This is a genomic window from Bacteroides sp. CAG:189 (assembly GCF_000432295.1).
GTDB classification, from domain to species: domain Bacteria; phylum Bacteroidota; class Bacteroidia; order Bacteroidales; family Bacteroidaceae; genus Bacteroides; species Bacteroides salyersiae.
The window spans coordinates 77,757-97,478 of record NZ_HF991048.1; the positions used below are offsets into that span (position 1 = coordinate 77,757).

Below are 19,722 nucleotides of genomic sequence, written 5' to 3' on the forward strand. Positions count from 1 at the left end.
AGACAATCCGTTTGCACTTTTGTGTAGTCTAATATGACGATTTTATTTCAAAATCATTAAAGTAACGTTAAAAACACCAGAATTGACAGTATATAGTCTTTCAACTCTAACCGTAGTTTCCCTAATGCATTCTTCATGTGATATTTCACTGTATTAACCGAAATATTCAGTTCACTCGCTATTTCTTCGTATTTCATACCGTCAAACCGGCTCATTTTAAATACAGCCCGGCATTCGGGAGACAATTCATTAATTATCGAATTTATTTTATTCTCCAACTCCTGTTCCAGCAAGCTTTCTAACGGATGCTTGTTCTCTATGAAAAATAATTCTTCTATTGCCGCTTTATCCTCATATTGATTAATACTTATTTCCCGTTGAATATATTCCTGCTGCAGATAATTAATACAACGATTCTTCACGCTCCTCACTAAATAAGAGCGCAGAGAATACTTAATATCAATATTGTCTTTTATTTCCCACAAATTATAAATGATATCTCCCACTATCGTTTCCGAAATGTATTCATCTCTTAGATAACTGTCAGCAACCATACATAAGAAATCATAGTATTTATCAAAAATAAAACGAAAGGCATATTCATTTCCTTCTCTCAAATAGATCATGACATTATTATCCGTAATAATATCATTTTTGTTACTCATAGTCATAGTTAATCTCCAGGTACACCTGTCATTTAGTCAAATTAAGTAAAAGATTTAATTGTTGTATTTCAAAGATAAACAAATCCAATCATACTAATAACAAAAAGTCTAATTATTTACTTTTTCTGATTAAAAAGCCAATCCATAAAGTCTGGATAATTAAAAGCCGGATACCATGAAAAATGATCGTACCCATAGAACTCAATATATGAAACATAATAATGATACTCATACATCATCTGCATACACTGCCCAATACTATCCCGCTTATTACCCGGATCCTGTAATTGTGAACCGCTAAAAAGCTGTTTGAACCCACTATCGATAACATTATCCTGACAGAAAGTCAAAGGAGAATAACCCTGCAAAACGATGATAAAGAAAACGATATATAGTTTCCTGTAACTACGATTGTTTTTCATAATAGGACATAATTTGTTTAAGGTATTGGTACCTCCCCAACAATCAGACAGTCAATATGAAAAAACGGGTAGTGTCATATCTTGATTTTTCCATATCCTTAAAAGATATTAACAATACATTTTAAGAAAAATATAAATCCTATTTATCCAAACATCTATTAAGAGCCGGTTTAAATTTTCCTCTCAATAAAAAAGAGGCAGCACAAAATTTTCTATCTCATCAGAAAATCATGTGCCGCCTTTTCTTTACTTTATTGGTGATAAACTAAAGTAATATTTCATATTTTAATTCAGGAAACCATTTTTCCAGAATATTATCTACTTTGGATTCTATTTCAGGGGTTATGTGCTTTTTCACTTTCTTATATGCTATCGTTACAGCTGTTATTTCATCTATCCAGCCCAAAACAGGGAATCGCCGGGCAGATATCAAATCAACAGGTAATATTAAATAAGAGAGTGCAGAAACAACCAAAAGTTTATCTGACAAGGGTGTATCAGGACTCTTCAATACATAATAAAGAGAAAGCACAGGACGCATGGAAGTACGTCCAAGAGTTTTCCCCCAATCTTTTATCTTTTCTAAAAGCTGGTCAAAATCCAACTTACTAACAAATCTGTCTATCTCTTTCATATGCGATACTATTTATATATTGATTTTTTTCTCCTGATCCAATAATCTATCCCTAAAAGCCCCAAAGCCAATAACGCAATATAAGCATAGAAAGCTATTAACGGGAAAGAGGTTGAAGACAGCTTCAAATGAAGCATAAAATCCGATGGACTGAAATCTAAATAAAAAAACAAATAGTAGACTAAAGTACCCAACATCACAAACAAAGCAGCCAATAAAGAGAAAAGCAGATTCCTCTTTTTCCGTCTTTCCTGTTTTACTGCCTCTACGCGTATCTGTTCCATCATACGAAAAGTGAAATTGGAAGACAGACTTCCGGATTTTCTCTTTTCAAGCACTTGTTTCAATGTATTATCGATTTTTGTTTCCATAACGGTTCTCCTCATTCATTAATAAATAGATTTTCTTACGCGTCCGATGCAACTTCACTTTTACATTTCCAGACGACAACTTTAAAATCTCACTAATCTCTTCCATTGATCTTTCCTCATAATAAAAAAGGGTAATTAACGCTTTCTCTTCTGCAGTCAAGCGATCAATCGCATGTATTAGTTTCGCTATCCGTTCTTCATCATCCGTCAGACAAAGTATATCGTCTGCTTTATCGTCAGGCACATTGTTAATGGTATTTTCATCCACATAGAAAAACTCCTGCTTCTTTTTACGAGTTGCGGATATGGCCGTATTATAAGCAATCCGGTAAATCCACGTAGAAAACAAACACTCTCCTTTATAATTACTCAGGTTCCGGAAAGCTTTTAAGAAAACATCCTGTACAAGCTCCTCCGCATCTTCAGAGCAACCGACTATTTGCACGATCAACGAATAGAGCGGACGACTGTAACGATCGAGTAAAACAGAAAAATACTCCGTTTCTCCATCCAAAATCCGTGCAATATACCGTGTCTCTTCGTTTTGTACCATGATATCCGGTTAGACGCAGTTTACAGAAAAAGGTTACAGAAATAACCTAAAAGTCTGTCTGAATTTTCCCTTAAAAGCTTTATCAGCTTCTTTTGAGCAAAATTAAAACAGGACCCATACCTTTTAGGATACAGGAATCATCCCGATAAATAAATTCAATTTTACTGTAACCTTTTTCACTGTATCGCGTCAAACAGTACAAAGAACGAAATTATTCACTTAAAAACATACGATTATGATGGATTTTATTATGGTTCCACTCATCATGGGAATTATTACATTAGGAATTTATAAACTGTTCGAACTATTTGCATGCAGACGAGAACGCATGGCTATCATTGAAAAATTGGGCGATAAGATTTCAGCAGCCGATTGGAAAGGAAAGTTTTCCCTACCCATTTACAACCATTATTCTTTTAGTACATTGAAAGGAGGCTGCCTGATGTTAGGTATCGGATTGGGGTTATTGATTGGCTTTTTTATTTGTGCATCTGCCATACCCGATTATCTTGCTACCAGTGACCTCAGTTGGAATGCGAGACAAATAGTCGGCATCGTTTATGGCTCCAGTGTTCTGCTTTTTGGAGGTGCCGGCCTGATTACCGCTTTCCTCATCGAGAACAAAATGAATAAAAAGAAAGAAGACCGATAAGAATCGGAAAATATATAAAAAATTCTTCGCTAAGAACCTTACCCCTACTACAACACAACATCGGTAGCAGGGGTAAAGTCTTTTTAAAGAGACTTTCTGTACCCTCTTATTTTCTATCTAAAAAGCATCAATTAGCCGATATACACATTTACACACAGAAAAACATAAAGTTCGTCTTCTTGTTGTTCAAACTCAATTTTATCTTCTCTGGCTAACCAACCTAAAGCTGCCCCCAACTCTTTATCTTTGAGCCCGGATTTCCTTTTAAGGCTCCCGTAGCTCCATTTGTCATTGTTGCTTAGCAACTGCCAAACTTTCCCGGCATTCAAGCCAATTTCCATCTTATCCATAATTTAATACAATAATTTAAAGGTTGTAATACAATCGGTTACCATTTCATCGATTAAAGTTAACAAAATTGCGCAAACATTGTTACTGCAAAAGCAATAATTTTCTATTTCACACAGCATTTTTAACATAATGACCGTCTTACAACTCAATATATTACTGTTCTTAGCATACGTTAAACGGGATACTTTTTTTCATTATAATATGTTAGCCAAAGTTAGTATAAAACGTGTTTATACGGCAATAAGAAACAACTTGAAGAAATAGTGTAACTACTAAAAAAAAGAAAGCCACTTCAAACAAACTGAAGCGGCTTTCCTCTTAAAATTATGGGATAATATTACATCATTCCACCCATTCCTCCCATTCCGGGAGCGCCCATCGGCATTTCGGGTTTATCTTCCTTTTTCTCTACAATTACACATTCGGTAGTAAGGAACATACCGGCAATAGAAGCAGCATTTTCCAAAGCTACACGAGCAACCTTAGCAGGATCGACTACACCGGCAGCATGCAGATTCTCGTAAACATCCATACGGGCATTATAACCAAAGTCACCTTTGCCTTCACGAACTTTCTGAACTACTACAGCACCTTCCTTGCCTGCGTTAGCTACAATCTGACGAAGCGGCTCTTCAATGGCACGCTTGATGATTTCCACACCGGTTGTCTCATCGGCATTATCACCCTTCATACCTTCCAGAACATCGATAGCACGAATATAAGCTACGCCACCACCCGGAATGATACCTTCTTCGATAGCTGCACGAGTAGCACGAAGGGCATCGTCTACGCGATCTTTCTTCTCTTTCATTTCTACTTCAGAAGCAGCACCTACATAAAGAACAGCTACACCACCAGACAATTTAGCCAGACGTTCCTGTAATTTTTCACGGTCATAATCCGATTTAGTAGCAGCAATCTGAGCCTTAATCTGATCGCAACGTTCCTTGATGTTCTCTTTTGCACCGGCACCGTTTACGATAGTCGTATTATCTTTAGAAACCGTAACCTTATCGGCTGTACCCAACATTTCGATAGTAGCCTGTTCCAGTTTCAATCCTTTTTCTTCGCTGATAACCACACCGCCTGTCAAGATAGCGATATCTTCCAGCATTTCTTTTCTGCGGTCACCGAAGCCCGGAGCTTTCACTGCACAAATCTTCAACTGAGAACGCAAACGGTTTACAACCAATGTGGTCAATGCTTCACTGTCAACATCTTCTGCAATCACCAATAAAGGACGTCCTGTCTGTACAGCAGGTTCCAAAATAGGCAAGAAATCTTTCAGATTAGAGATTTTCTTGTCATAGATCAGAATGTATGGTTTCTCCATTTCACATTCCATCTTCTCTGTATTGGTTACAAAGTAAGCAGATAAATAACCACGGTCGAACTGCATACCTTCTACCACACCGATAGTAGTGTCAGTACCCTTCGCCTCTTCAATAGTGATAACACCGTCTTTAGAGACCTTGCGCATTGCATCAGCAATCAGTTTACCGATTACCGGATCATTATTAGCAGAAACAGTAGCTACTTGCTCTATCTTGTCATAGTTGTCACCTACCTTTTCGGCCTGATTCTTAATAGATTCAACCACCTTGGCAACAGCTTTGTCAATACCGCGTTTGATATCCATAGGACTTGCACCGGCTGTTACATTCTTCAAACCTTCAGCTACGATTGCCTGAGCCAAAACTGTTGCAGTCGTTGTTCCGTCACCGGCATCATCACCTGTTTTAGAAGCTACCTCTTTTACCAGTTGGGCACCGGTATTCTGATAAGCATCTGCCAATTCGATTTCTTTAGCCACCGTCACACCGTCTTTAGTGATGTGAGGAGCTCCGAATTTCTTTTCAATAATGACATTACGTCCTTTCGGACCCAGTGTTACTTTTACTGCATTTGCCAAAGCATCGACACCTTTTTTCAATTGGTCACGGGCATCGATATTGAATAATATTTCTTTTGCCATCTCTATTTACTATTTAATAATTTACAATCTACTATTTTAATTAACCCAAAACAGCGAGAACATCGCTTTGACGCATGATAAGGTATTTGCTACCTTCCACCTCGAGTTCTGTTCCGGCATATTTTCCATAAAGAACCGTATCGCCTACTTTCAATACCATTTCTTCATCTTTTGTACCGTGACCTACTGCCACAACTTCACCTTTCAAAGGTTTTTCTTTTGCTGTATCCGGAATAATGATACCGCCAATTGTTTTCTCTTCTGCAGGTGCAGGGAGTATCAGCACTCTGTCTGCCAATGGTTTAATGTTCATAGTTACTTTTTTGTTTTATATGTTATACATAATTATATTATTAATCTGTCCGTTTCAAACGAACGAAAAACAGATTGCGAAAACCGTGCCAAAATCAAAATTTGTTTGTTTGTCAGCGAAAGACTGACAAAATGACGCAGATGTGGCTGACGAATTAGGAATAAATTATGTACCTTTGCACGTCATTTACGCACACATTCATATGAAAAAGAAATTACTACTCGCAATTTGCCTTTTGGTAACAATGAACGGCTTTGCCCAAAAGAAAGATTTCAAATACAAATTCTATGGGCAAATCCGTACGGATTTATTTTACAACAGCCGCGCCAATAAAGAAACGGTGGACGGATTATTCTATATGTATCCATTGGATAAACTCCCGGATGCAGATGGAAAAGATTTGAATGCTACAGCCAACGGCAGTTTCTATGTTTTATATACTCGTTTGGGAGTAGACGTGGCAGGGCCGAAATTGGGAAATGCCAAAACATCCGCCAAAGTGGAAGTCGATTTCAGAGGTTCGGGAACCACTTTTTCCACTGTACGCGTACGCCATGCCTATCTAAATTTGGATTGGGGCAAGTCGGCCCTCCTGATGGGACAGACCTGGCATCCCCTGTTTGGTGATGTCTCCCCACAAATATTAAACCTCTCGGTGGGGGCTCCTTTCCAGCCATTCAGCCGGGCACCGCAAATACGGTATCAATACACTAACAAGAATCTTCAATTGACAGGTGCTGCCATTTGGCAATCGCAATACTTGTCAGTGGGTCCGGATAATGTAAAAAGCCAGAATTATATTAAAAACAGTTGCATCCCGGAGATTTATGCCGGAGCAGATTACAAAGGAAAAAACTGGTTGGTAGGTGCAGGTATCGAATTATTATCCATCAAGCCCAGAACAGAATCAAAAGTGGAGACACCGGAATCGACACCGGAAAAAAAACACTATAATACTTATAAGGTAAACGAACGTATTACCACCCTCTCATACGAAGCACATCTGAAATACAGCAATGCAAACTGGCTTATTGCTGCAAAAAGCGTATTAGGAAGTAATCTGACACAAACCTCCATGTTAGGCGGTTACGGAATAAAATCCAAAGACGCAAAGACCGGTAAACAAGAGTATGCATCTATCTTAAACTCCAGTTCATGGGTGAATGTGGTATATGGCAAAAAGTGGAAACCGGGAGTTTTCCTCGGATATATCAAGAATTTAGGGACCGGGGATTCTGTAACCCAATTATACGGTACAGGAACTGATGTCGATCAACTCACGACCGTGGGAGCTGAGTTGACTTACAATGTAGCTCACTGGAAATTCGGACTTGAATATACATTCAGTTCAGCCTGGTATGGTTCGATGGATACTTCAAACGGAAAAATCAAAGATACCCATTCCATCAGCAATCACCGTGTTGTGGGAGTAGCCATGTTTATGTTCTAACTACAATTCAACATACTCGATATATATCAACCGACAAAGGGGAAAGCATAAAAAACACATCCTATGCTTTCTCCTTTTATCAATTAATCCGAGAAAACGGGGCAATCCGAGAAAACCTTTCGAAGAGAAAACATACGTTTTATAAATATGAAGCACATAGGTAACAGCTATTATATTCTATCGAGTTGCAATCTCTATCGTCCGGTTTTGGTACTTCTTTGTAAAATCGATAAGCGAACTACCCATATAGAAAAGGAATACCAAACTTATAATGGCCATCAATGTACTCACCATAGCAAAATGACTTTTTCGTACCAAATCGTTTTTACCCATCGTAATTTCTTTCTTTGATTATTCATAGTACAAAAATAAAGCCGGAATCTTACATCTTCCTTACAGAAACGTGACAGTTCGCTTACATTTTCAACTTTCTGAGCCAACCGGGTAATATACAGACTCCGATAAAAAGATACATGTAATAGGTTATCATCCGCCAGATAAAAGCAACAAGCAAAGCCATTCCACCGATAGTAAAAAAGTCGGCATAATATACCCGAAACATATATTCGCTTACACCGCTACCACCCGGTGTGGGACTGACAGTCATCACAATCCAGAGAATAAGCTGCCTGACAAAAGCCAATAATTGATGCCCGTTTGTCGTGAAAGCAACCAGCAATGCATTGACCACCAGATAGCGTGACATCCATGAAATGCAAGTCATCCCAAAAACCTTTAGCCAAAAAAGCAATGAACGATGACTCATCTCATGAGAGCTGATGACAAGATTATCAGTCAGCGTCTCGACAGCTCCTTTCCAACGGTAAAGCAGTGGAATACGGAAAACCGCCAGTAACAAACGTTTCACCCATTCAGGGCGGTGAAACAAAGCCACATATAATAATAACGTCCAAAAAACAATCAAAGAATAAACGATAAAAAACAATGCTTTAATTCCTGAAGAGATGACACCGATACTGCCAAAAAGTTCGTCAAAAGAAAACAAAAGCAATGCAACAGGACAAGCAAATACAAAAAACAACTCATCTAAAAAAATACAGGAAATCATCAATGCCGTACTTTTTCCGGCATCAACCCCTTCTTTATTGAGAAATAAAACAATGAGACTTCCCCCGCCCACAGCCGAAGGGGTAACAGCCGAAGTAAACTCACAAAGCATGTTCACATTAAAAACCTGACGCCAGGTAAGCGTATCGTCGCTAAGCCAACGCAAACGTACCATTGCCCCAAAATCTCTACCGAATATAAATAAAAAAGCCAATAAGATTCCTCCACACATCCGCCAGGAAAAATGAAGTCCGGAAAACAACTCCGGATTAAAATCCCTATAGAAAAGCCAACTTACAACAACCAATCCTATAAGAACAGGCAGAAACACATAAGAGATTTTAAAGGTTTTTATCGTATTACCCATCACGTCGTCTTTCAATTTCCGCTGCGATGGATAAGGTTAACATACCGATCGTATACCTCTTCTGCCACATCTTCCCATGAGCGGGCTATACTGTGTGAAGCCGCCTCTCCGGCTTCCGCTATCAATTGTGGGGTCTCTAATAACTGACTGATACGGGATGCATATGCCGTAACACTGTTATCACTCAAGAATCCATTGACAGAATCATGTATTACCTCTGCCGAAGTGGAACCTTTGATCAGTAACGAAGGAGTATGCAATGCGGCTGCTTCACGAACAACTAACGGAGCGTTATCATATAAAGAAGGAAAAAGAAACAAATCTGCTGCCGCATAATACAACTTCAACCGCTCACGTTCTGTTATACTTCCCATGAAAATCACCTTATCCGTTAGATACAAATCCTCTGTTTTCCTCCGCAGTTCGGAAGCAGCATATCCCGAACCGATAAAATACATCCGAAAAGGAAGTGTTCGGATTTCAGCCAAGGCCTCCAACAAAAATTCCAGATTCTTTTCCCAGATATGCTGTCCCACGAATAAAAACATAAATTCATCGGAAGGTAACCGCAGTTTATCCCTTGCCGAACGCCGTAACTGTTCCACTGGGATATTCCCAGCAAAGTCACTGCCATTATCAACGACTTCCACTTTACCTTTATACCCGTATTCACGCAAAGTTTCTTCTACCGCCGCCTGTGGAATCCATACTTCATCTGCCATTTCATAGAAACGAATAATGCTTCGAATCAGATAGTCAACCAGAGCTTTGCAAGGAATGACCCTCTCAAAATCAGAACGGTACTTAGAATGAAATGTAGCTACCAAAGGAATATGCTGCGTTTTGGCTATTTTCAGAGCAAGCGAACCGGATGAAAAAGGACAATGCGCGTGCACCAGTTCAAAAGAGAGTTTATTGATTCGTTCGTGAAAAGGCCAGTCAATACGTGGAAACCCCAACCGATACGGTTTACGCATAGGAATGGGAACAGAAGAATAACGATACACCGGATATGCCTCTTTATCTTTTGCAGCCGGTGTTTTAGGAGTCACAACACAAACATTGCCGGCTTTTTTATGAAGCCAATAAGCATAATTCTGTGTAGTAAGCGATACCCCATCCATAATCGGAGGGAAACAATCATTAAAAAGCCCTATCATAATAATTTATTCGGTTGAGTGCAAAGAAACACATGGGATATTACAATTGTTTGAAGTTGGCATGACAATCATCTTTAACGAATATTAGTTTTTCAGCAAACTGTTCATTATCTTTGCAGTCCCTAACAACCCTAAAAAGACATTATGGCATTTACTAACAACGTTATGATTGTCCGCCACAAACTGCTGGCCGACCTCGTAAGACTATGGAAGAAAGATGAATTAACAGACAAAATCGACCGGCTTCCCATTGAATTGAGCCCCCGTAAATCAAAACCATTGGGACGGTGCTGCATCCACAAAGAGCGCGCTGTATGGAAATACAAATGCCTCCCCTTGTTGGGACTGGACATGGCAGATGAAAAGGATGAGTTGACTACCTTGTCCGAATACGCCCGTCAGGCATTAGACCGCGAAACGTGTACTAAAGAGAATATCCTGTGCGTAATAGATGAAGCCTGTTCTTCCTGCGTACAAATCAATTATGAAATAACCAATCTCTGCCGGGGGTGCGTGGCACGCAGTTGCTATATGAACTGCCCCAAAGATGCCATCCGTTTTAAGAAAAACGGACAAGCAATGATTGACCATGACACTTGCGTCAGTTGTGGCATCTGCCATAAAAGCTGCCCGTACCATGCCATCGTCTATATTCCTGTGCCTTGCGAAGAAGCTTGTCCTGTCAAGGCAATCAGTAAAGACGAACGGGGTATCGAACACATCGACGAGAGCAAATGCATCTATTGCGGAAAGTGTATGAACGCTTGTCCGTTCGGTGCCATTTTCGAAATCTCACAAGCCTTCGATGTTCTGCAACACATACGTAAAGGAGAAAAGATGGTAGCGATTATTGCTCCTTCCATCCTCGGACAGTTCAAAACCGATATAGAACACGTATACGGCGCTTTCAAGGAGATCGGTTTCACAGATGTGATCGAAGTGGCACAAGGGGCCATGGATACCACCAGCAATGAGGCTCATGAGTTACTGGAAAAGTTGGAAGAAGGACAAGCATTTATGACAACTTCCTGCTGTCCGTCGTATATCGAATTGGTAGAAAAGCACATTCCCGATTTAAAACCTTACGTATCCACCACCGGCTCGCCCATGTACTATGCAGCCCGTATTGCAAAAGAAAAGCACCCGGATGCAAAAATCGTATTCGTCGGTCCTTGCGTGGCAAAACGTCAGGAGATACGTCGTGATGAAGCAGTAGATTTCATTCTGACATTTGAAGAAATAGGTTCCATCCTCGACGGTATGGATATCCGGTTGGAACAGGCTCAACCTTTCTCTCTGGCATACACTTCCGTGCGCGAAGCACACGGATTTGCCCAGGCAGGTGGTGTAATGGGAGCGGTAAAAGCTTACCTGAAAGAAGAAGCCGACAAGATCAACGCCATCCAAGTGTCCGATATAAACAAAAAGAATATCGCCTTGCTCCGGGCATGCGCCAAAACGGGCAAAGCCGCCGGACAATTCATCGAGGTAATGGCTTGTGAAGGCGGTTGTATCACCGGACCGAGTACGCACAACGATATTGTTTCCGGTCGCCGGCAATTGGTACAGAGCTTGCTTAAACGCAAAGAATCTTATGAAAATATGGGTTGACCGTCTCAAACAAGAACATACCCTCCCGCCCGAGGAATACAAGGCACTACTGACCTGCACCCATGTCGATGTCACCACATATCTGCACCGACAGGCACAGAAAGTGACACAGGCACGTTTTGGTAATAATATCTATATCCGTGGACTGATTGAAATCAGCAATTGCTGCCGGAACAATTGCCATTACTGTGGAATACGAAAAGGAAATCCACAAGTAGAACGATATCGCCTCAGCCGTGAAACGATCCTCGACTGTTGCACGCAAGGATACGAGTTGGGATTCCGTACCTTTGTAATGCAGGGAGGAGAAGATGCGGCACAATCGTCCGAATGGGTAGAAGAGACCGTAGCCGCCATAAGAAACCGCTTCCCCGATTGTGCCATTACCCTGTCTTTGGGAGAAAAGACCCGGGAAGAATACGAGCGTTTTTTCCGTGCAGGAGCCAATCGTTATCTCCTGCGTCACGAGACATTTAACGCAGAACATTACAAGCTGTTGCACCCGGCAGAAATGTCACAACAAAACCGGATACAATGTTTGCATTGGTTAAAAGAGATAGGCTACCAGACAGGGACAGGAATAATGGTAGGCAGCCCCGGGCAGACGACCGATCATCTCATCGAAGACATCAGGTTCATCGAATGTTTCCGCCCGCAGATGATCGGCATAGGTCCTTTTATCCCTCATCAGGATACACCTTTCGGCACATCCGCGCCGGGAAGCATAGAGCAGACTTTACGGTTACTCTCCATCTTCCGGCTGATGCTGCCCGATGCACTCATTCCGGCTACTACGGCCTTGGCCACCCTTGCACCCGACGGGCGCGAACGAGGTATACTGGCAGGTGCCAATGTAGTGATGCCTAACCTCTCGCCTTGCGAAGAACGAATAAAATATGCATTATATAATAACAAAGCTTCTCTCGGTGCCGAAGCTGCCGAAGGTCTTGCCATGCTGAACAAGCAGTTACAGGCTATCGGTTACAAAGTACTTCCCACACGAGGAGATGCCCCAAACGGTGATAACCCGTTTAAATAATTAAAAAATAATGGAAACCATACCTTACCTCCCCCATTCCTCCCGAGCTGATGAATTCATCAATCATCAGGAGATATTGGACACACTGGAGTATGCCCGCGAAAACAAAAATAACCGGACGCTGATAGAGCGACTCATAGACAAAGCCGCCCTGTGCAAAGGACTCACCCACCGGGAAGCCGCTCTCCTGCTGGAATGTGACCAGCCGGATCTGACAGAACGTATCTTTCACTTAGCCAAAGAGATTAAACAGAAACTCTACGGTAACCGCATCGTGATGTTTGCGCCACTCTATCTCTCCAACTATTGCGTAAACGGCTGTACCTATTGCCCGTATCATCTGAAGAACAAAACGATTGCCCGTAAAAAACTGACACAAGAAGAAATTCGTCGTGAAGTAATCGCCCTACAGGATATGGGCCATAAGCGTTTGGCATTGGAAGCCGGTGAACACCCGATACTCAACCCGTTGGAGTATATTCTCGAATCCATCGAAACGATATACAGCATCAAACACAAAAACGGAGCAATCCGCCGGGTGAACGTCAACATAGCCGCCACTACGGTGGAGAACTACAGAAAACTGAAAGATGCAGGTATCGGAACCTATATCCTCTTTCAAGAGACTTACCATAAAGAGAACTACGAAAAGCTCCACCCCACCGGACCCAAAAGCAACTATGCCTGGCATACGGAAGCTATGGACCGTGCCATGCAAGGAGGAATAGACGATGTGGGCATCGGGGTCTTGTTCGGACTGAATACTTTTAAATATGACTTTACCGGACTGCTAATGCATGCCGAACATCTTGAAGCCGTATTCGGAGTAGGACCGCATACGATCAGTGTTCCACGCATTTGCCCGGCTGATGACATCGATACTGCCGACTTCCCCAATGCCGTGTCCGATGATATATTCCGCCGCATCGTAGCAGTGATCCGCATTGCCGTACCTTATACAGGAATGATTATTTCTACCCGTGAATCACAAGAGTCTCGGCAACAGGTTCTTGACATAGGTATTTCACAAATCAGTGGCGGCTCGCGCACCAGCGTAGGCGGTTATGCGGTGCCGGAACCTTTATCCGAAAATTCAGCGCAGTTTGATTTGAATGATACCCGTACACTGGACGAAATCGTGAGCTGGCTGCTCGACTTAGGATACATCCCCAGTTTCTGCACTGCCTGCTATCGGGCCGGAAGAACAGGCGACCGGTTTATGTCACTGGTTAAATCAGGCCAGATAGCCAACTGCTGCGGACCGAATGCCTTGATGACTTTAAAAGAGTATCTGGAGGATTATGCCTCTCCCGCCACCCGTATCAAAGGCGAATCGTTGATAGCTGCCGAAGCTGCCGGAATACCTAATCCGAAAATCAAAGAAATAGCCATCCGGAACCTGAGCGAAATAGCTAATGGGAAAAGAGACTTTCGGTTTTAGTGTAGCACCCGGTGCTACCCTGTATTGTCCTTGCAAGAAATATTTCCCGAACGGAAAGATACATCGGACCGACAATCATCATTTTATAATTCAATCAGTATGAGCTTTCAGAAAACTCCTAATTCCAACCGACTGCATATCGCTCTTTTCGGGCGGCGAAACAGTGGCAAGTCCTCCTTGATCAATGCACTGACAGGACAGAATAGCGCCCTTGTATCCGACACTCCAGGCACAACGACCGATCCGGTGCTTAAAGCAATGGAGATTCACGGCATCGGCCCCTGCCTTTTCATCGACACGCCCGGATATGACGATGAAGGCGAACTGGGGAAGATGCGTATAACCCGTACTTTGCAGGCTATTGAAAAAACAGACATTGCCCTGTTGCTCTGCCACCCGGATATGAAAGAAGAACTTCACTGGATCAAGATACTCAAAGAAAAGAATATTCCGGTAATTTTGCTACTAAACAAAGCGGACATACTGCATGATACGGAACAGGAAGCACAAAGCATCAAAGATAAAAGCGGACAGTATCCCCTCATCGTAAGCGCAAAGACACATCAAGGCATAGCAGAAATTTCGCAAGCCATCATACGGCATCTGCCGGAAGATTTCGATGCACAAAGTATCACGGGGAATCTGGTTTCGGAAGGGGATCTCGTTCTACTCGTCATGCCGCAAGACATACAAGCACCCAAAGGGCGCCTCATCCTTCCGCAAGTACAGACACTCCGAGAATTGCTTGACCGGAAATGCCCGGTGATGAGTTGCACTACTGACCGGCTGAAAGCCACCCTACAAGCACTATCACGCCCTCCTAAACTGATTATCACCGATTCGCAGGTATTCAAAACTGTCTACGAACAGAAACCGGCAGAAAGCATGCTGACCTCTTTTTCCGTGCTATTCGCCGCTTATAAAGGGGACATCGAATACTACACCGCCAGTGCGTCGGCCATTGATAAACTGACTGAAAAATCTCATGTGCTGATTGCCGAAGCATGTACTCATGCACCATTGTCAGAAGATATCGGCCGTGTAAAACTTCCCCGCCTTTTACGCAAAAAAGCAGGAGAAGGATTACAAATAGACATCGTATCCGGCAATGATTTTCCAAAAGATCTCAAGAAGTATGATCTAATAATCCAGTGTGGTGCCTGCATGTTCAACCGGAAGTATGTCCTCAGCCGGATAGCACAAGCCAGGCTGCAAAAAATTCCAATGACCAATTACGGAGTGGCCATCGCCTGTCTCAACGGAATACTCGATAAAATAGAATGGTAAAAGGAATAAAAAATCCTCCCCGGTGCTTCTGAATTGAACTGCAGTTCAACCTTGCCGGCATCGGGGAGGATCTTCTTCACCACTGAGGAGACAGTGGTCCGGCACCGAAGAAAGATATCTCCGACACCGAGGAGAACGGGGGAGAAAAACTATTTCAAAAGAGCCTTGATCAACTCTTCCCCTGAAACCAACGACTGCTCACCGGTCTCCATATTTTTCAGCATCGCCTTGCCCTCATTCATCTCATTTTCGCCCACAATAGCTACAAACGGAATATTCTTGGCATTGGCATAGCTCATCTGCTTCTTCATTTTTGCCGCATCCGGGAAAATCTCTGCACGTATACCGGCCAAACGTGCTTTGGCCAATATCTCCATAGAGAAAGCCGCTTCCTTCTCACCGAAGTTTACAAACAACAGTTGCGTGCCGTTCACCGCTTCCTTCGGATAAAGTTCCAATTGATTCAACACATCAAAAATGCGGTCGGCGCCAAAAGAAATACCTACTCCCGAAACGCCTGCCATACCGAATACTCCGGTCAGATTATCGTAACGGCCACCACCGGTAATACTACCGATCTGCACATCCAACGCTTTCACTTCAAAGATAGCACCTGTATAATAATTCAAACCACGCGCCAGTGTCAAGTCGAGTTCTATTTCATTCTTCAGTCCCATAACCGCAAGTGTATTCAATATGAATTCACTCTCTTCCACTCCCTTAATACCGGTCTCGCTGCCCGCCAGCACATTCTTCAATGTAGCCAACTTTTCGGCATTGGTTCCACTCAACAGAATAATCGGTTGTAATTTGGCAATCGCCTCATCACTGATTCCCTTCTCTTTCAGCTCGGCATTCACATTATCAAGACCTATCTTATCCAGCTTATCGATAGCCACCGTTATATCTACTATTTTATCAGCCTCACCGATGATCTCGGCAATACCTGTCAAAATCTTACGGTTATTAATCTTAATACAAACGCGAATACCGAAACGAGTGAACACTGTATCCACAATTTGCATCAATTCTACCTCATTCAATAACGAATCGCTACCTACCACATCGGCATCACATTGGTAAAACTCGCGATAACGCCCCTTTTGCGGACGGTCTGCACGCCATACCGGCTGAATCTGATAACGTTTGAACGGGAAAGTAATTTCATCACGGTGCATCACCACATAACGGGCAAACGGCACTGTAAGATCATACCGCAATCCCTTCTCACAAAACTTACTGGCCAACTTCACAGCATTGCGGCCCAATAACTCTTCATCCGTTATTCCCGAAAAATAATCTCCGGAATTTTGTATCTTAAACAAGAGTTTATCCCCTTCCTCACCATACTTTCCCATCAATGTGGAAAGCATCTCCATAGACGGGGTTTCTATCTGCTGAAACCCATACAGATGATAAACTTCACGAATCGTATTGAAAATATAATTGCGTTTCGCCATCTCTACAGGCGAAAAGTCACGCGTTCCTTTAGGTATGCTTGGTTTTGCTGCCATAATTCTTACAGTTTTATGTATTTGGATTGCAAAGTTATAGGAAATAATTGATTATTCAATGAAAAGGTTTACTTTTGTCGGAAGCCTACAAACAGTAATTCCCTCTCCCGGAACTTATCCGAAAGAGGGAATTCATATTTCCAAACTTAGATCCTGTCTAAATTCCGCTTAATCTCTTCTACCCATGAAAATCATGACATAATAGATCAATGTAGCCAGAGAACCCAATGCAGCAACTACATAAGTGTAAGCAGCCGAACGAAGCGCATCTTCTGCCTGAGAATGATTATAGGAATTAGTAATTCCGGATGAACTCAACCATACCAGGGCACGCTTACTTGCATTGATTTCCACCGGAAGGGTGATAAAGCTAAACAACGTTGTCATGGCAAACAAAATAATACCTGCGAGTAAAAGTTGAGGGAACGTATTTATCAATAAAATACCTGCAAGCAACAGCCATGTCATCCATTGGGATGCAAAAGTCACTACAGGCACCAACTTGCTGCGCATGGTTAGCGGAGCATAGGCACGAGCGTGCTGAACAGCATGTCCACATTCATGAGCTGCCACAGCAGCAGCCATGATACTGTTACTTTCATATACACCTTCACTCAGGTTCACTGTCTTATTGGCAGGATTATAGTGGTCAGTCAGTTGTCCGGGAGTATGAGTCACCTGAACATCATAAATTCCATTATCATGTAACATCTTAATAGCCACGTCGCGTCCTGTCATTCCATTTCCGGTCGGTATCTTCGAATACTTCTTAAACTTGTTCTGCAAGTTCATTTGTACCAACCAACTCACTACGGCAATGCCGATAAATAATACCCAATACGATATCATATACTTTCTTTTTTTAATGATTACTACAAGTATCTGTACAAATAGTTTGCCAAAAATAAAGGGAAACTTTGTATATCACAAGAGTTTCCCTTCCTATTTATGAAGAATTATCTAAAATTCCGTTTATTCTTCCGTATATCTTTCAATTGTCTGCTCTCTATCCGGCCCTACAGAAACAATTTTGATTTCTACACCTAATTGTTCTTCAAGGAAAGACAGATACGCATTGAATTCCTCCGGGAACTCATCTTCGTTCTGCATTTTCGTCATATCGGTCTGCCAACCCGGAAGTTCGGCATATACCGGCTCTACACTATCATTAATTTCATAGGGGAAGTAGTCAATTTCTTCTCCGTTCACTTTATAAGCTACACAAGCTCTGATTGTCTCGAATGTATCGAGCACATCACTCTTCATCATAATCAGCTTAGTGACACCGTTGATCATAACGGAATACTTCAATGCAACAAGGTCGATCCAACCACAACGACGTTTACGACCGGTAACCGAACCGAATTCATGTCCCAATGTACATATCTTATCACCAGTCTCATCAAACAGTTCCGTAGGGAACGGACCTGCACCTACCCGAGTACAATACGCCTTGAAGATACCATACACTTCACCTATACGATTGGGAGCCACACCAAGCCCGGTACAGGCACCGGCACAAACCGTGTTCGAAGAGGTAACAAACGGATAAGAACCGAAATCGATATCCAGCATCGTTCCCTGTGCACCTTCGCAAAGCACACTCTTGCCGGACTTCAACAAGTTGTTCACTTCATGTTCGCTGTCTACCAGATTGAATTGCTTGAGGTATTCGATGCCTTCCATCCAAGTCTTTTCCATTTCCGTAAGATCATACTCATAGTTCAAACCCTTCAGAATCTGTTCATGACGAGCTTTGGCGGCAGCATATTTTTGATCGAAATTATCGAGAATATCACCTACACGGATTCCGTTACGGCTTACCTTATCTGTATAAGTAGGACCGATTCCCTTTCCGGTAGTACCCACTTTCGCATCCCCTTTGGCGGCTTCGTAAGCAGCATCCAGAATACGGTGTGTCGGCAGGATAAGATGTGCTTTTTTAGAAATATGCAGCCGGTTTTTCAAGTTATGCCCCGATGCTTCCAAAGCTTCGGCTTCCGCTTTGAATAAAGCCGGATCAAGCACGACTCCATTACCGATAATGTTCACTTTATCTCCCTGAAAGATACCGGAAGGAATGGAACGGAGCACATATTTCTGTCCTTCGAACTCAAGTGTATGACCGGCATTCGGGCCGCCCTGAAAACGTGCAACCACATCGTATCTCGGAGTTAGTACGTCGACTACTTTACCTTTTCCTTCGTCGCCCCATTGTAATCCTAATAGTACATCTACTTTCATTTCTCTTTTTTATTGTTGTTACTTACTTTTTTCCGTTTATTGGCACGATCGCATTTACTGCATATCCCATAGATATACAACGAATAATGTGAAAGCTGAAACCTGCTCAATTTTGTATTCTCAATCGCATTCTGCAACGCTTCATTCTGAAACTCGGTCACTTTACCGCATTGGGTACAAATTTGATGATGATGCGTTTCACGATTGTATGATTTCTCGTATTGGGAAGAAGTGCCGAACTGATGCTTGATAACCAGACGGGCGTTGATAAGCAGAATGATGGTATTGTAAAGTGTCGCACGACTGACCCGGAAATTTTCATGATTCATCATCTGCGAATAGAGCATATCTATGTCAAAATGTCCGTCTATAGAATAGATGGTGTCGAGTATGGCATAACGTTCGGGGGTCTTGCGATGCCCGTTCGCATTAAGATATTCCGTAAATATCTGTCTTACCGTATCTTTTACGTTCTGAGTTTCCATATCGGCACGAAATTAGTGCCAACAAAGTTAAGCCTTTTTTATAGAAAGCAAAAATAATATGAAGAATAATATGAAAATAAGATGTGGCCTCTCCCCACCCCTCTCCGTGGGAGAGGGAGT

20 protein-coding genes are annotated in these 19,722 nt (G+C 42.2%); 6 read left to right on the forward strand and 14 right to left on the reverse strand.

What is annotated here, in order from left to right; translation table 11 throughout:
* Nucleotides 1-56 precede the first annotated feature (56 nt).
* The 5 genes from QVP90_RS06790 to QVP90_RS06810 all read right to left on the reverse strand — a co-directional run bounded on the left by QVP90_RS06790 (nucleotide 57) and on the right by QVP90_RS06810 (nucleotide 2,645).
* Nucleotides 57-665, reverse strand: coding sequence for an RNA polymerase sigma-70 factor (locus QVP90_RS06790; RefSeq protein WP_025819883.1), 609 nt, complete (start codon nucleotides 663-665; stop codon nucleotides 57-59).
* Between the two features lie 116 nt (nucleotides 666-781).
* A complete protein-coding gene (locus QVP90_RS06795; RefSeq protein WP_021936004.1) occupies nucleotides 782-1,087 on the reverse strand; it encodes a hypothetical protein in 306 nt (101 codons plus the stop codon).
* A gap of 265 nt (nucleotides 1,088-1,352) precedes the next feature.
* A complete protein-coding gene (locus tag QVP90_RS06800; protein WP_007481396.1) occupies nucleotides 1,353-1,721 on the reverse strand; it encodes a YkvA family protein in 369 nt (122 codons plus the stop codon).
* 8 nt (nucleotides 1,722-1,729) lie between these two features.
* Nucleotides 1,730-2,092: a hypothetical protein gene (locus QVP90_RS06805; RefSeq protein WP_025819878.1), complete on the reverse strand. Its 363-nt coding sequence runs from the start codon at nucleotides 2,090-2,092 to the stop codon at nucleotides 1,730-1,732.
* Nucleotides 2,073-2,645 (reverse strand): RNA polymerase sigma factor, encoded by a 573-nt coding sequence (locus QVP90_RS06810; protein WP_021936006.1) that lies wholly within the window; start codon nucleotides 2,643-2,645, stop codon nucleotides 2,073-2,075. Before QVP90_RS06810 ends, QVP90_RS06805 begins: the two co-directional genes overlap by 20 nt.
* A gap of 238 nt (nucleotides 2,646-2,883) precedes the next feature.
* On the opposite strand from QVP90_RS06810, the gene QVP90_RS06815 reads away from it, so the two are divergent.
* The gene (locus tag QVP90_RS06815; RefSeq protein WP_005929447.1) at nucleotides 2,884-3,297 is read left to right on the forward strand and encodes a DUF6249 domain-containing protein; all 414 of its coding nucleotides are present in this window, start codon (nucleotides 2,884-2,886) and stop codon (nucleotides 3,295-3,297) included.
* Nucleotides 3,298-3,428: 131 nt separating this feature from the next.
* Here QVP90_RS06815 and QVP90_RS06820 read toward each other — a convergent pair whose 3' ends face one another.
* The 3 genes from QVP90_RS06820 to QVP90_RS06830 all read right to left on the reverse strand — a co-directional run bounded on the left by QVP90_RS06820 (nucleotide 3,429) and on the right by QVP90_RS06830 (nucleotide 5,936).
* Nucleotides 3,429-3,647 carry a winged helix-turn-helix domain-containing protein gene (locus QVP90_RS06820; protein ID WP_025819875.1) on the reverse strand — a complete coding sequence of 73 codons (219 nt, stop codon included), beginning with the start codon at nucleotides 3,645-3,647 and terminating at the stop codon, nucleotides 3,429-3,431.
* A 338-nt stretch (nucleotides 3,648-3,985) separates the two neighbouring features.
* A complete protein-coding gene (gene groL, locus QVP90_RS06825) occupies nucleotides 3,986-5,623 on the reverse strand; it encodes a chaperonin GroEL (protein WP_005929441.1) in 1,638 nt (545 codons plus the stop codon).
* Nucleotides 5,624-5,663: 40 nt separating this feature from the next.
* Nucleotides 5,664-5,936 carry a co-chaperone GroES gene (locus QVP90_RS06830; protein ID WP_005929439.1) on the reverse strand — a complete coding sequence of 91 codons (273 nt, stop codon included), beginning with the start codon at nucleotides 5,934-5,936 and terminating at the stop codon, nucleotides 5,664-5,666.
* A 202-nt stretch (nucleotides 5,937-6,138) separates the two neighbouring features.
* Between QVP90_RS06830 and QVP90_RS06835 the strand changes: the two genes are divergently transcribed.
* Nucleotides 6,139-7,386: a DcaP family trimeric outer membrane transporter gene (locus tag QVP90_RS06835; protein ID WP_044094066.1), complete on the forward strand. Its 1,248-nt coding sequence runs from the start codon at nucleotides 6,139-6,141 to the stop codon at nucleotides 7,384-7,386.
* 415 nt (nucleotides 7,387-7,801) lie between these two features.
* Here QVP90_RS06835 and QVP90_RS06840 read toward each other — a convergent pair whose 3' ends face one another.
* Complete coding sequence (locus QVP90_RS06840) at nucleotides 7,802-8,821, reverse strand: lysylphosphatidylglycerol synthase transmembrane domain-containing protein (protein ID WP_021936008.1); 1,020 nt, start codon at nucleotides 8,819-8,821, stop codon at nucleotides 7,802-7,804.
* A gap of 11 nt (nucleotides 8,822-8,832) precedes the next feature.
* The gene (locus QVP90_RS06845) at nucleotides 8,833-9,981 is read right to left on the reverse strand and encodes a glycosyltransferase (protein ID WP_005929428.1); all 1,149 of its coding nucleotides are present in this window, start codon (nucleotides 9,979-9,981) and stop codon (nucleotides 8,833-8,835) included.
* Nucleotides 9,982-10,125: 144 nt separating this feature from the next.
* Between QVP90_RS06845 and QVP90_RS06850 the strand changes: the two genes are divergently transcribed.
* From QVP90_RS06850 to hydF, 4 genes are all read left to right on the forward strand, one after another.
* Nucleotides 10,126-11,592, forward strand: a complete 1,467-nt coding sequence (locus tag QVP90_RS06850; protein WP_021936009.1) for a monomeric [FeFe] hydrogenase — start codon at nucleotides 10,126-10,128, stop codon at nucleotides 11,590-11,592.
* A complete protein-coding gene (hydE, locus tag QVP90_RS06855) occupies nucleotides 11,576-12,631 on the forward strand; it encodes a [FeFe] hydrogenase H-cluster radical SAM maturase HydE (protein ID WP_021936010.1) in 1,056 nt (351 codons plus the stop codon). The genes QVP90_RS06850 and hydE overlap by 17 nt, the downstream gene beginning before the upstream one ends.
* Before the next feature lie 10 nt (nucleotides 12,632-12,641).
* The gene (gene hydG, locus QVP90_RS06860; protein ID WP_007481381.1) at nucleotides 12,642-14,072 is read left to right on the forward strand and encodes a [FeFe] hydrogenase H-cluster radical SAM maturase HydG; all 1,431 of its coding nucleotides are present in this window, start codon (nucleotides 12,642-12,644) and stop codon (nucleotides 14,070-14,072) included.
* Nucleotides 14,073-14,171: 99 nt separating this feature from the next.
* Nucleotides 14,172-15,359, forward strand: a complete 1,188-nt coding sequence (hydF, locus tag QVP90_RS06865) for a [FeFe] hydrogenase H-cluster maturation GTPase HydF (protein ID WP_021936011.1) — start codon at nucleotides 14,172-14,174, stop codon at nucleotides 15,357-15,359.
* A 149-nt stretch (nucleotides 15,360-15,508) separates the two neighbouring features.
* Here hydF and hisS read toward each other — a convergent pair whose 3' ends face one another.
* From hisS to QVP90_RS06885, 4 genes are all read right to left on the reverse strand, one after another.
* Complete coding sequence (gene hisS, locus QVP90_RS06870; protein WP_005929417.1) at nucleotides 15,509-16,873, reverse strand: histidine--tRNA ligase; 1,365 nt, start codon at nucleotides 16,871-16,873, stop codon at nucleotides 15,509-15,511.
* 168 nt (nucleotides 16,874-17,041) lie between these two features.
* A complete protein-coding gene (locus QVP90_RS06875; protein WP_005929414.1) occupies nucleotides 17,042-17,722 on the reverse strand; it encodes a zinc metallopeptidase in 681 nt (226 codons plus the stop codon).
* A gap of 123 nt (nucleotides 17,723-17,845) precedes the next feature.
* Entirely contained in the window at nucleotides 17,846-19,117 is a 1,272-nt protein-coding gene (locus QVP90_RS06880) for an adenylosuccinate synthase (protein ID WP_005929411.1), read from the reverse strand.
* A complete protein-coding gene (locus tag QVP90_RS06885; RefSeq protein ID WP_021936012.1) occupies nucleotides 19,114-19,602 on the reverse strand; it encodes a Fur family transcriptional regulator in 489 nt (162 codons plus the stop codon). Before QVP90_RS06885 ends, QVP90_RS06880 begins: the two co-directional genes overlap by 4 nt.
* Between the last annotated feature and the right edge of the window lie 120 nt (nucleotides 19,603-19,722).

Coding starts and splice junctions, on each gene's coding strand:
- QVP90_RS06790 (WP_025819883.1), bottom strand. CDS start 665: ATGAGTAACAAAAATGATATTATTACGGATAATAATGTCATGATCTAT.
- hydF (WP_021936011.1), top strand. CDS start 14,172: ATGAGCTTTCAGAAAACTCCTAATTCCAACCGACTGCATATCGCTCTT.
- QVP90_RS06835 (WP_044094066.1), top strand. CDS start 6,139: ATGAAAAAGAAATTACTACTCGCAATTTGCCTTTTGGTAACAATGAAC.
- QVP90_RS06820 (WP_025819875.1), bottom strand. CDS start 3,647: ATGGATAAGATGGAAATTGGCTTGAATGCCGGGAAAGTTTGGCAGTTG.
- QVP90_RS06845 (WP_005929428.1), bottom strand. CDS start 9,981: ATGATAGGGCTTTTTAATGATTGTTTCCCTCCGATTATGGATGGGGTA.
- QVP90_RS06805 (WP_025819878.1), bottom strand. CDS start 2,092: ATGGAAACAAAAATCGATAATACATTGAAACAAGTGCTTGAAAAGAGA.
- QVP90_RS06880 (WP_005929411.1), bottom strand. CDS start 19,117: ATGAAAGTAGATGTACTATTAGGATTACAATGGGGCGACGAAGGAAAA.
- hydE (WP_021936010.1), top strand. CDS start 11,576: ATGAAAATATGGGTTGACCGTCTCAAACAAGAACATACCCTCCCGCCC.
- QVP90_RS06795 (WP_021936004.1), bottom strand. CDS start 1,087: ATGAAAAACAATCGTAGTTACAGGAAACTATATATCGTTTTCTTTATC.
- QVP90_RS06875 (WP_005929414.1), bottom strand. CDS start 17,722: ATGATATCGTATTGGGTATTATTTATCGGCATTGCCGTAGTGAGTTGG.
- QVP90_RS06800 (WP_007481396.1), bottom strand. CDS start 1,721: ATGAAAGAGATAGACAGATTTGTTAGTAAGTTGGATTTTGACCAGCTT.
- QVP90_RS06885 (WP_021936012.1), bottom strand. CDS start 19,602: ATGGAAACTCAGAACGTAAAAGATACGGTAAGACAGATATTTACGGAA.
- QVP90_RS06815 (WP_005929447.1), top strand. CDS start 2,884: ATGGATTTTATTATGGTTCCACTCATCATGGGAATTATTACATTAGGA.
- QVP90_RS06810 (WP_021936006.1), bottom strand. CDS start 2,645: ATGGTACAAAACGAAGAGACACGGTATATTGCACGGATTTTGGATGGA.
- groL (WP_005929441.1), bottom strand. CDS start 5,623: ATGGCAAAAGAAATATTATTCAATATCGATGCCCGTGACCAATTGAAA.
- hydG (WP_007481381.1), top strand. CDS start 12,642: ATGGAAACCATACCTTACCTCCCCCATTCCTCCCGAGCTGATGAATTC.
- hisS (WP_005929417.1), bottom strand. CDS start 16,873: ATGGCAGCAAAACCAAGCATACCTAAAGGAACGCGTGACTTTTCGCCT.
- QVP90_RS06840 (WP_021936008.1), bottom strand. CDS start 8,821: ATGGGTAATACGATAAAAACCTTTAAAATCTCTTATGTGTTTCTGCCT.
- QVP90_RS06850 (WP_021936009.1), top strand. CDS start 10,126: ATGGCATTTACTAACAACGTTATGATTGTCCGCCACAAACTGCTGGCC.
- QVP90_RS06830 (WP_005929439.1), bottom strand. CDS start 5,936: ATGAACATTAAACCATTGGCAGACAGAGTGCTGATACTCCCTGCACCT.